Genomic DNA, 11,424 nt, shown 5'->3' on the forward strand with positions numbered 1-11,424 from the left:
GGCCGCCGCCCTGGCGGTGGACCCCGAGGAGTGGAAGGCCGAGATTCCGCAGATCACCGAGTGGTTCGCCAAGTTCGGCGACAAACTGCCCGGCGTACTCTGGGCCGAGCTCGACGCGCTCAAGGCCCGCCTCGGCGTCGAGTAAGAGGCTGCTGCCCAGCCACAGGTACGTGCGCTGGGCGAGGTATCACAGGCACCACGGCCGCCTCGTCCACCGTGGGGCGGCCGTTCACATAGGGTGTAACCGTGCAGATCTCCGCACGCGGCGAGTACGCCGTCCGGGCCGCTCTGGAGCTGGCCGCCAGCTACCCCGCGACCATCTCCGCCCAGGCGCTGGCGGATGCCCAGGAACTGCCGCGGAAGTTCCTGGAGGCGATCCTCGCCGACCTGCGCCGCGGCGGCATCGTGATCTCGATTCGGGGTGCCGAGGGCGGTTACAGCCTCACCCGGCCACCGGCCGAGACGACGGTCGGCGCGATCCTCCGGGCGGTCGACGGCCCGCTCGCCGGCGTACGCGGTCACCGGCCCGAGCAGACGAGCTATTCCGGGACGGCCGAGCACCTGCCGACGCTGTGGGTCGCCGTACGCGCGGCGGTCCGCAACGTAGTCGACGAGGTGAGCCTGACCGACATCGTGAGCGGGCAGTTGCCGGATCCGGTGCTGGCGCTCACCAAGGCGCCGGACGCCTGGCGATCACGGTGAGGACCGGCCGCGATGAGAGATAGGCTGCCAGGTGTGAAACCCCTGCGCGACCTGGCGTACTCGCTGTACGAGCGCCGGCTCGAGGGCAAGCTGATCAACAAGATCCGGCCCCGGCACGTCGGCGTGATGTGCGACGGCAACCGCCGCTGGGCCAAGGAGATGGGGTACGTCGACCCCAACGACGGCCACCGGGTGGGCGCGCGCCGGATCATCGACCTGCTGCGCTGGTGCGACGAGGCGGGCGTACCGCATGTGACGCTGTATCTGCTGGCCACCGACAATCTGCGTCGGCCGCCGGTGGAGCTCGACCCGTTGCTCCAGATCATCTCCGACCTGGCGACCGAGCTGGCGGAGGAGGGCAACCCGTGGCGGCTGAAGATGGCCGGTGCGATGGACCTGTTGCCCGCTGCGAACGCTGCGACGCTCAAGGCGGCTGAGGAGAAGACCGCCGATCGAGTCGGCGGCGCGGTCGTGAACATGGCGGTCGGCTACGGCGGACGCCGGGAGATCGCCGACGCCGTACGCTCGCTGCTCCAGGAGCATGCGAAGGCCGGTGGCACCCTCGAGGAACTGGCCGAGGTCCTCGACGTCGAGCACATCGCCGAGCACCTCTACACCAAAGGTCAGCCCGACCCGGATCTGATCATTCGCACGAGCGGCGAACAGCGGCTCTCCGGCTTCCTCCTCTGGCAGTCCGCGCACTCCGAGTTCTACTTCTGCGACATGAACTGGCCGGACTTCCGGCACATCGACTTCCTGCGGGCGCTCCGGGCGTACGCCAACCGCCAGCGACGTTTCGGCGCCTGAACGCTCAGTTTCACGTAGAGTCCGCGTGCTGATACTGATAGTTGCGGCGTGGGGTCTGGCGGAGGTGGCAGAAATGCCGCTAACGTGAGTCATGGTCGCCCCATCCAACGGCATCACCAGTGAGGCAGCCAGGCACACATATGTGCTGGACACCTCCGTCCTCCTCGCCGATCCCGCGGCCGTCTTCCGATTCGCCGAGCATGACGTCGTGCTTCCGCTCGTCGTCATCAGCGAACTGGAGGCGAAGCGCCATCACCCCGAACTCGGCTGGTTCGCCCGCGAGGCGTTGCGACGCCTCGACGAACTCCGGGTCCGGCACGGCCGCCTCGACCAGCCCCTGCCCGTCACCGACGCGGGCGGGACGCTACGAGTCGAGCTGAACCACGCTGATCCCATGCTGCTGCCCTCGGGCTTCCGGACCGGGACGAACGATGCGCGGATTCTGTCCGTGGCGCTCGGCCTGGCCGCGGAGGGCCGGCCGGTGACGCTGGTCAGCAAGGACATGCCGCTGCGGGTGAAGGCGGCCGCCGTCGGCCTGCCCGCCGACGAGTACCGGCACGGCCAGGCGGCCGACCCGACCTGGTCGGGCCTGGTCGAACTGGACGTCTCGGCCGAGGCGGTGGCCCGCCTCTACGACGGGCACCCGATCGACGTCGACATCGAACTCCCCGTCCACACCGGACTCGTGCTGCACAGTTCGAACGGCAGCGCCCTCGGGCGGATGCACGCCGACAAGACGGTGCGGCTCGTCCGGGGTGATCGGGAGGTGTTCGGCGTACGCGGTCGCTCGGCCGAGCAGCGGATCGCGATCGACCTGCTGCTGGACGACTCGATCGGGATCGTCTCCTTGGGTGGCCGGGCCGGCACCGGCAAGTCCGCCCTGGCCTTGTGCGCCGGACTGGAACAGGCGATGGAGCGCCGCAAGCACAAGAAGGTGATCGTCTTCCGTCCCCTGTACGCCGTCGGCGGCCAGGAACTCGGCTACCTGCCCGGCAACGAGTCGGAGAAGATGTCGCCCTGGGCGCAGGCCGTCTTCGACACGCTGGGCGCGGTCGTCCACGAGAACGTGATGGAAGAGGTCGAAGCGCGCGGGATGGTCGAGGTCCTGCCGTTGACCCACATCCGCGGGCGCAGCCTGCACGACGCGTTCGTCATCGTCGACGAGGCGCAGTCGCTGGAGCGGGGCGTACTGCTGACGGTCTTGTCCCGCATCGGGCAGGGGTCGCGGGTCGTCCTGACGCACGACGTAGCTCAGCGTGACAATCTCCGGGTGGGCCGGCACGACGGCGTGACGGCGGTGATCGAGGCGATGAAGGGTCATCCGCTGTTCGCGCACGTCACCCTGACGAGGTCCGAGCGATCCCCGATCGCCGAGATGGTCACCGATCTATTGGAGGATCTGCCCAACTAGGTCCATATTTGCGGCGTGACGCGGGCCACACTAGGTGGCCCGCGGGTCGCGTACGCCGGTCGGCTTCGCCAGGGTGGGAGGTCGAGCCACGGCGGAACCCCCTATCGAACGCCCTCGCTGAAGCAGAACACCCCCCGCTGAAGCATTCCCGCCGTGGTGGTCCTGTCGCCCCACGAAAGGCACTGCCCAGTGACGGTCAGTCGCATCGGTGTCCGCGTCGCAGCCCTCGCCCTCCTCGCCGTCGGTGTCACCGGTGGCATCTACCTGAACTCCGATTCGGACACCCGGACCGGGAACGGTAGCTCCGAGGTCAGCGCGAACGCCGCCGAGAACGACATCCTCAAGCAGGACCTCGCCGAGTGGGCCAGCCTCACCGCCGAGCAGAAGGCAAAGCAGGCCGAGGCGGCCGCGAAGGCCGCCGCCGAGGCGAAGGCCGCGGCCGAGCGGGCCAAGGCCGCCGAAGCCGAGGCGAGCCGGCGTACTGCCAACCGCACTCCGTACTACGGGCCGATTCCGAGCTCGTGCAAGGCGTACACCGGGGCAAAGGCGATCGGCTGCGCCGAGTTGCTGAAGGCGGGCTTCGGTCTCGACCAGATGCCGTGCCTCGACAAGTTGTGGACCCGCGAAAGCCACTGGAACTACAAGTCCTACAACTCCTCGTCCGGGGCGTACGGCATTCCGCAGGCGGTGCCCGGCAGCAAGATGGCCACCGTCGCCGACGACTGGAAGACCAACCCGGCGACCCAGATCATCTGGGGTTTGCGTTACATCAAGAACCGGTACGACACCCCGTGCAAGGCCTGGCAGCACTCGGAAGACACCGGCTGGTACTAGCCCGCAGAAACCGAACCGACGGTGGCGACTTTGCGTCAAGACGCTTTGTCGCCACCGTCGATGCGTTGTCCGGAAGGTTGACCGGCCGGTAGACCTTCCGCATGTCATCCCCCTCGTCCTCGCGCCGCTGGCGCGGACTCGCCGCCGCAGGCGCCACCCTCGCGCTTGTCGCGGCCGGTCTCACCGGACCGGGTAGCCCCGCGGCTGCCGGCAAACCGCAGTCGAAGGCCGTCGCCCAGCCGGTCGCGACCAAGACGACCAAAGTCACCCTCGTGACCGGTGACGTGGTCACCGTCAGCACGATGGCCGACGGTACGCAGACCGCCACCGTCGACCGCCCGGACTCCGCCACCGGCGGCGTACGCGTCCTCACCGTCCACGGCGACCTGTTCGTCCTACCCGACGAGGTCCTGCCGTTGCTCGCCGCCGACAAGGTGGACAAGCGGCTGTTCGACGTCAGTGACCTCATCGACATGGGGTACGACGACGCACATTCTTCCGGCGTACCAGTGATTGCAAGTTATTCGAAAGGGCGAGCCGCGACTGTCGCTCCGCGCGGCAGCAAGCTGACCCGGCGGCTGGCCGCGCTGAACGGCGCGGCGCTGACCGCGGACAAGAAGCAGGCACGGACCTTCTGGGAGTCGGTGGCTCCGACGACCGGCAAGCTCACCACAGGTGTCGCGAAGCTGTGGCTGGACGGCAAGGTCAAGGTGCAGCTCGCCGAGAGCGTGCCGCAGATCGGCGCGCCGCAGGCTTGGGCGGCCGGGTACGACGGACATGGCGTCAAGGTCGCGGTGCTCGACACGGGGGTCGATGCGACGCACCCGGACCTGGCGACGCAGGTCGACGAGAAAGTCAGTTTCGTGCCGGGCGAGGACACCTCGGACCTCAACGGCCACGGTACGCACGTCGCCTCGACCATCGTCGGCACCGGCGCGGCGTCGAGTGGCAAGTACAAGGGTGTCGCCCCGGGAGCCGACCTGATCGTGGGGAAGGTCCTGAACAACTCCGGTGAGGGCGCCGACTCGTGGATCATCGCGGGGATGGAGTGGGCCGCCCAATCGGGCGCGACCGTCGTCAGCATGAGCCTGGGCAGTACCGAGGTCTCCGACGGCACCGACCCGATGGCGGTCGCCGTGGACCAGCTGTCGGCGCAGTACGGCTCGCTGTTCGTGATCGCCGCGGGCAACTACGGCCCGCAGACGATCGGCTCGCCGGGCTCGGCGGCGTCGGCGCTGACCGTCGGCGCGGTCGACAAGAGCGACGCGCTGGCGTACTTCAGCTCGACCGGTCCATTGTGGAAGAGCGGTGGCCTCAAGCCCGACCTCACCGGTCCCGGGGTGGACATCACCGCGGCCCGGTCGCAGCAGCAGTCGCCGGCCGAGGGCGACGGGATGTACTGGACGATCTCGGGCACCTCGATGGCCACCCCGCACGTCGCGGGCGCGGCCGCCATCCTCAAGCAGCGGCACCCGGACTGGTCCGGCCCGCGACTGAAGGACGCGCTGATGAGCAGTGCGAAGGGCCTGGCCGACTGGTACACGCCGTTCGAGGTGGGCACCGGCCGGGTCGACGTCGCGAACGCGGTCACCACGACGGTGGACGCGACCGGATCGCTGTCCTACGGCATGTACGCCTGGCCGCACGACTCGTCCCAGCAGCCGACGGCGAAGCCGGTGACCTTCCGCAACAGCGGTTCCGCCGCGCTGACCCTCAACCTGTCGATCACCGGGGGCGGCCCGTTCAGCGTCGCGCAGAGCAGCGTGACGGTGCCCGCGCAGGGCGAGGCCACGGTGAACGTGACCGGCGACCCGACCGCGGACGGCACGGGCACCTTCTCCGGCCTGCTGCTGGGAACCGACGCCGCTACCGGGACGGTCGTCACGCGTACGGCGTTGGGCCTGGTCAAGGAGGCGGAGCGGTACGACCTCACAATCCGGCTGCGCGACCGGTCGGGCAATCCGGCCGCCGGGTACGTCGTGATCAACAAGGCCGGTGACTTCTGGCCGGGGGTCGCATACGTCGACGGGGACATCACGTTCCGGATGGAGCCCGGCACCTACACCGTCGAGACGGCGATCGACGTCGCCGGGGACCACGCGGACGAGCAGGGCATCGCGCTGATGGTCGCGCCGCAGGTCGACCTCACGTCGGCGCAGGAGGTCGTGCTCGACGCCAGCAAGGCCCGCAAGGTCGACATCGAGGCTCCCCAGCGGGCGGAGGACCGGCAACGCCTGCTCGACTACCAGGTCGAGTACGGCGACGGCACCTCGTTCCGGGACGCCGTCCTCATGCCGGTCATGTACGACGACGCGTACGCGTTGCCGACGCAGAAGCTGACGAAGGGGTCGTTCACCCTCGACACCTCCTATCGGCAGGGCGAGCCGATGCTGGGGCTGACCGCCCTGGGCGGCCTGCTCCGGTTCGACACGGTCGTCCAGCCGGGTGGCCCGCTCACGGCCGGCAGCGCCAATCTTGGCGTGGTCTACGCGGGCAAGGGATCGGCCGACGACTTCGCCAAGGTCGACGCGCGCGGCAAGATCGCGGTGGTCACCCGGTCCGACGAGGTGAGCCCGGCGGAACGGGTCGCCAACGCGGCCGCTGACAAGGCGAAGCTGCTGGTCGTGGTCAACGACGGCGTCGGCCGGCTCAACGAGTACTACGAAGGCGCGACGATCCCGATCGCGACCGTGCACCGGGATCTCGGTCAGGTGCTGACGGCGCTGGCCAAGTCGGGCGTCGCCCGGCTGACCGCCAAGCAGGTCCCGTATGCCACCTACATCTACGATCTCGCGAAGGTCTACACCGGACAGATCCCGGACGCTCCCCTGAGGTACCATCCGACGGCGGCGCAGCTGGCCGAGATCCAGGCTCGGTACCACGCCACCGAGGACGTCGAGGGTGGCGGCTTCCGCTACAACCTGACGTTCAGCACCGCGGTCGGATTCTTCGAACGGGAGTGGTACCCCGGCGTACGGACCGAATGGGTCAGCCCGGGCATCCGCTACCACGAGTCGCACGGTCAGGGCGAATGGGAGGACCGCGGGTACGTCAACACCTACCGCGCGGGCACGACGACCACGCTGAACTGGTTCGCCCCGGCGGTGCACCCGTCGTTCGGCGAGGGCTACTCCGTGCGCAACGCGCGGTACCAGGACTACCTGACGCTCAACGTCCAGGCGTGGACGCCGTCCGGCGAGATCGTCGACCACGGCGGCTCGATCGGCTGGGCAGTCGAGCAGGAGCACCTGTGGCTCTACCAAGGTGACACGCTGATCCGGGAGAACCCGCTCAGCTCCGACATCCAGTGGCAGGAGGTGCCCGCCGGGAACAAGCCCTACAAGCTGGTCCTGGACACCTCCCGCAACGCGGTGCTGACCACTCGCACCCACACCGAATGGGAGTTCTTCTCCGACACCGTGAACAGCGACTACTTCGAGCCGCTCGCGTTGCTGGAGCTGAACTATCTCGCCCAGACCGACCTCCGGGGCAACCTACCGGCCGGGGCTCGCCAGCCGATCACGATCACCGCCGGTCCCCAGGCCGGTGGCGGCGGTGACGCGGTCGGCAAGGTCACCTCGGTCACCCTGGAGGTCTCCTACGACGACGGCGTGACCTGGCAGAAGGTGAGCCTGCGTAACGAGTCGGGCAAGTGGACCGGCGATCTGCGGCTGCCGCACCAGGCCGGGTTCGCCTCGGTCCGGGCGACCGCGGTCACCGACGCCGGGTACACGATCAAGCAGGAGGTCATCCGGGCCTACGGCATCCGCTGACGCTTCCGCTTTTCCGGCGGCCGCGGTTCCGCCGTTCTCGCTGGATCAGGGTTCCGGGTCGAATCTTCCCGCAAGATTCGAGCCGGAACCCTGATCTGGCGCCGTCGCCCGTGATCACAGCATCATCACAGCTCGTCCAGGGGGTTCCGCGTGGTGCTCGCGGTTCGTATCGTGCGGTCCATGCTCACCGCGCTGGGCCTCGCCGAGGACGAGGAGCGGCTCTACCGCATCCTGGTCACCCTCCCCGGCCCGGTCACCCAAGCGGAGCTCGCGGCTCGCGCGGGACTCCCGGCCGCCGTCGTGGCCGGTCTGCTCGGTTCCCTCACGACCAGGGGCCTCGTTCTCCTCGAAACTCAGGGGTACGCCGTCGCACCTCCCGCCGTTGCGTTAGGCGCGTTGCTGCGCCAACAGCGAGACGATCTGCGCTCGGCCGAGACCGAACTCGTCGCCCTGGCCGAAGCCCATCGGCTCGCCACGATCGGGCGTACGGCGGGCGACGTGATCGAGGTGATCACCGGAACCGACGCCGTCCGTCATCGCTTCGCCCAGGTGCAGCACGCCGCCCGGGTCGAAGTCCGATCCATGGTCGTGCCGAACTCGACCGTCGTGCCGCCGGGCGAGAACGCGGCCGAACCGGTGTCGATGGCGCGCGGCGTCCGCTACCGCGTCATCGTCGACCGGGCCTTCCTGGAGATGCCGGGCGGGCATCAGATCATCGCCGAGGCGCTCGACGAGGGGGAGGAGGTCCGGTTCGTCGACAAGGTGCCGATCAAGATGATCATCGCCGACCGGGAACTGGGTATGCTTCCCCTCCTCCAAGATCAGAACACCGCGCCGGCTTCGGTGCTGGTGCAGGCGAGCGGCGTACTCGACGCCATGATCGCGCTCTATGAAGAGGTCTGGCAGCGCGGCCGGCCGGTGCGCGTACGCCCCGACGCCACGGTGGCGATCGAGGCCGGTGACGAACTCGAGGAAGTCGACCGCCAGATCCTGTTACTGCTGCTGGCAGGCCTGACCGATCACGCCGTCGCTGGGAGCCTGGCGTTGTCGGCCCGGACGGTGCAACGGCGTATCCGGCACCTCATGGACCTGGCCGGGGTGACCACCCGGGTGCAGCTCGGCTTCCACGCCGCCCGCAAAGACTGGGCCTGACCCCTCGCTCGCTCCGCTCGCCCCGCCTTTTTCCGCGCGATCATGAACTTTCGGTCGTGATCGACCGGCGTGTCATGTCCGCAACGCCCTGATCGTTTCCTCGCGACCCTGATCAACGGGGGTGGGGGCGGTGACTCGGGCGGCCCGGCGGCGTTAAGCCGGGTGAGGGGCCGATCTTGCGTACGGGGGTTGCTATGCGGCGGTTGACCATCTGGATCCTGGCCGCGGCTCTCCTCGGGCTGCTGACTCCGGGGCCGGCGTACGCCGTCGCCGAGCGGCGGAACCGAACCGAGGTGGTCGGGGGCGTACTGGCTCGGGACGCGGATTTCCCCTGGGTGGTGCACCTGTCGGTCGCCTGCGCCGGTGCGCTGATCCGGCCGAGGTTCGTGCTGACGGCGGCCCATTGCGCCGGGCCGACCGGGACGAACACGAAGATCCGGGTGACCGCCGGAGCCCACGATCTCAAAGATCCGCAGGCCAAGGTGGTGAACAGCGTCTATGTCCATCGGGCGCCGGGCTTCGACGGGGTAACCGAGGGCCGGGACTGGGCCGTGATCAAGCTGCGCGACTCGCTGGACCTGCCGACGATCCGGCTGAGCGCGGGCGGCGACGACTTCGGCACCTTCACGATCATGGGGTGGGGGACGACCAGCGAGAACTCGTTCGCCGCGCAGCGGCGGCTGCGTACCGCGAAGGTGCCGATGGTCGCCGATCCGGCCTGCGCCGACGCGTACGCCAAGGCCGGGTACGCCTTCCGCCCCGACGAGATGATCTGTGCGGGCGACGTACGCCGGGGCGCGGTGGACACGTGCCAGGGTGATTCCGGCGGTCCGATGGTGAAACGTGCCCATGACGGCCAGTTCGTCGAGATCGGCATCGTCAGCTGGGGTGTCGGCTGCGCTCGCAAGGAGTACCCGGGGGTCTACACCGAGGTCTCGCATTTCGCCGATGCGATCCGGAAGGCCATGGACGACCTCGATCGAGTGCCCTAGCGTCTGGGGTATGAGCGACATCGATGTGGCGATCATCGGGGCCGGCCCGACCGGTCTGTTCGCCGCGTACTACGCGGGCTTCCGCGGACTGTCGACGGTCGTGGTGGACGCGCTGCCCGAACCCGGCGGTCAGATCACGGCGATGTACCCCGAGAAGCTCATCTTCGATGTCGCCGGCTTCCCCGCTGTACGCGGCCGGGAGCTGGTCGCCAACCTCGTCGAACAGGCGGCGCAGTATTCGCCGGTGTACCGGCTCGGAGCGCAGGCCGGAGCCCTCGCGTACGCGGGGGAGCGACCGGTCCTCAGCCTCAGCGACGGCGAGTCCTACACCTGCGGCGCGGTGATCATCACCGGCGGGCTCGGGTCGTTCAAGCCCCGCCCGTTGCCCGCCGCCGACGTGTTCACCGGCCAGGGCCTCGTCTACTTCGTGCCCCATCTGGCCGACCTGGCCGGGCACGACGTCGTCATCGTCGGCGGCGGTGACTCCGCCTTCGACTGGGCGCTCGCACTGCACGACGTCGCCGCGAGCGTGACCTTGGTGCACCGGCGCGACAAGTTCCGCGCACACGCCGCCACTGTGGACCGCGTACGCGCACTGCCAGTGAGCATCCTCGTCAACTCACAGGTGACGAAGATCGTCGGCAACGGAGTCGTCGAGGCGGTCGAGATCAGCGGGCCCGACGGTACGCGTACCCATAAAGCGACGGTGATCGTCGCGGCGCTCGGCTTCACCGCCGACCTGGGGCCGATCGCGACCTGGGGATTGGCCCTGGACAAGCGGCATGTCACGGTCGATTCGATGATGGCGACGAACCTGCCGCGAGTGTTCGCGGCGGGCGACATCGTGGAGTATCCGGGCAAGGTGCGGCTGATCGCGACCGGTTTCGGCGAGGCGGCGACTGCGGTGAACAACGCCGCGGTCGTCATCAACCCCGACGCGCACCTGTTCCCCGGACATTCCTCCGGCGGCTCCGCCGACTAGCTGCAGATCACGGTAACGCAGGCCTCCGACGGCACGGGAAGGATGCGTAACCGTGATCCGCACCGAAGGGGCTAGCGGAGGCCCATGTAGTCGGCCATCTCGGTGAGCTGGTGCTCCACGATGGCGGCCGGGTCGAGCAGCGGCGGGCCGGAGCGCCCGAACAGCTCGAAGCCGATCGAGCCGAAGACTGTCGCCCATGCCGTGAGCAGGCGGAACACCACCGGCTCGGGCAGTACCGGGAAGAACGTCTCCCGGAGGCGCGCAACCTCCTCGCGGGTGTTGCGGGAAAGGCGCTCGCCCGGTGTCGGCCGCAAGGCACCAGCCGCGACCGCGTCGGCGAGGATCTGCCCGGCGACCCGGATCGGGCGCATCGAGGGTTCGACCGTCTCGTCGGGCGCCTTGTAGCCGGGTGCGGGCGGTCCATAGAGGAGGGCCCATTCCGGCTGGTGGGCGTCGGCCCAGGTACGCAGTTCGCGCCCGACGGCGATCCAGCGACCCCGGTGGTCGTTGGCGGGGACCCCGGCGTCGGCGGCGTCGATCGCGTCCCCGAGCTCGTTGTACGCATCGATCTGGAGCGCGGTGAGCAGTTCGTCGCGGCTGGCGAAGTACCGGTAGACGGCCGACGAGACCATGCCCAGTTCCCGGGTGACCGCCCGGAGGGAGAGGTTCGTGCCGTCGGTCGCGAGGTGACGCTTGGCGATCGCCTTGATCTCGGCGATCATCTCGGCGCGTACGCGCGTGCGGACGGATGAGGCTGTCATGGTCCACAAC

The 11,424-nt window shown here is 69.1% G+C and carries 10 protein-coding genes; 9 read left to right on the forward strand and 1 reads right to left on the reverse strand.

Features of this window, described 5'->3' with window-relative positions:
• From HOV77_RS26395 to HOV77_RS26435, 9 genes are all read left to right on the forward strand, one after another.
• Positions 1 to 145, forward strand: a 145-nt coding sequence (locus HOV77_RS26395) for a phosphoenolpyruvate carboxykinase domain-containing protein (protein WP_290866236.1), incomplete at its 5' end; no start/stop codon positions are given.
• 101 nt (positions 146 to 246) lie between these two features.
• Complete coding sequence (locus HOV77_RS26400; protein ID WP_290866222.1) at positions 247 to 702, forward strand: Rrf2 family transcriptional regulator; 456 nt, start codon at positions 247 to 249, stop codon at positions 700 to 702.
• A gap of 12 nt (positions 703 to 714) precedes the next feature.
• A complete protein-coding gene (locus tag HOV77_RS26405) occupies positions 715 to 1,509 on the forward strand; it encodes an isoprenyl transferase (RefSeq protein WP_290866224.1) in 795 nt (264 codons plus the stop codon).
• Between the two features lie 91 nt (positions 1,510 to 1,600).
• Positions 1,601 to 2,920 carry a PhoH family protein gene (locus HOV77_RS26410; RefSeq protein WP_290866226.1) on the forward strand — a complete coding sequence of 440 codons (1,320 nt, stop codon included), beginning with the start codon at positions 1,601 to 1,603 and terminating at the stop codon, positions 2,918 to 2,920.
• Positions 2,921 to 3,109: 189 nt separating this feature from the next.
• Positions 3,110 to 3,754, forward strand: a complete 645-nt coding sequence (locus HOV77_RS26415; protein ID WP_290866228.1) for a lytic transglycosylase domain-containing protein — start codon at positions 3,110 to 3,112, stop codon at positions 3,752 to 3,754.
• Positions 3,755 to 3,855: 101 nt separating this feature from the next.
• Positions 3,856 to 7,527: a S8 family serine peptidase gene (locus tag HOV77_RS26420; protein ID WP_290866230.1), complete on the forward strand. Its 3,672-nt coding sequence runs from the start codon at positions 3,856 to 3,858 to the stop codon at positions 7,525 to 7,527.
• A 180-nt stretch (positions 7,528 to 7,707) separates the two neighbouring features.
• Entirely contained in the window at positions 7,708 to 8,679 is a 972-nt protein-coding gene (locus HOV77_RS26425) for a helix-turn-helix domain-containing protein (protein ID WP_290866232.1), read from the forward strand.
• Between the two features lie 194 nt (positions 8,680 to 8,873).
• The gene (locus HOV77_RS26430; protein WP_290866234.1) at positions 8,874 to 9,671 is read left to right on the forward strand and encodes a serine protease; all 798 of its coding nucleotides are present in this window, start codon (positions 8,874 to 8,876) and stop codon (positions 9,669 to 9,671) included.
• A 10-nt stretch (positions 9,672 to 9,681) separates the two neighbouring features.
• Positions 9,682 to 10,653, forward strand: a complete 972-nt coding sequence (locus HOV77_RS26435; protein ID WP_290866235.1) for an NAD(P)/FAD-dependent oxidoreductase — start codon at positions 9,682 to 9,684, stop codon at positions 10,651 to 10,653.
• Between the two features lie 71 nt (positions 10,654 to 10,724).
• Here the strand turns inward: HOV77_RS26435 and HOV77_RS26440 are convergent.
• Positions 10,725 to 11,424 (reverse strand): WHG domain-containing protein (locus tag HOV77_RS26440; RefSeq protein ID WP_363260990.1); only part of this gene is annotated, 700 nt, incomplete at its 5' end.

This window comes from Hamadaea sp. (assembly GCF_013362815.1).
Lineage (GTDB): Bacteria > Actinomycetota > Actinomycetes > Mycobacteriales > Micromonosporaceae > Hamadaea.

Excerpts from the sequence above, each read along its gene's own strand:
- HOV77_RS26410 (WP_290866226.1), top strand. The coding sequence starts at position 1,601 with ATGGTCGCCCCATCCAACGGCATCACCAGTGAGGCAGCCAGGCACACA.
- HOV77_RS26405 (WP_290866224.1), top strand. The coding sequence starts at position 715 with ATGAGAGATAGGCTGCCAGGTGTGAAACCCCTGCGCGACCTGGCGTAC.
- HOV77_RS26435 (WP_290866235.1), top strand. The coding sequence starts at position 9,682 with ATGAGCGACATCGATGTGGCGATCATCGGGGCCGGCCCGACCGGTCTG.
- HOV77_RS26420 (WP_290866230.1), top strand. The coding sequence starts at position 3,856 with ATGTCATCCCCCTCGTCCTCGCGCCGCTGGCGCGGACTCGCCGCCGCA.
- HOV77_RS26425 (WP_290866232.1), top strand. The coding sequence starts at position 7,708 with ATGCTCACCGCGCTGGGCCTCGCCGAGGACGAGGAGCGGCTCTACCGC.
- HOV77_RS26430 (WP_290866234.1), top strand. The coding sequence starts at position 8,874 with ATGCGGCGGTTGACCATCTGGATCCTGGCCGCGGCTCTCCTCGGGCTG.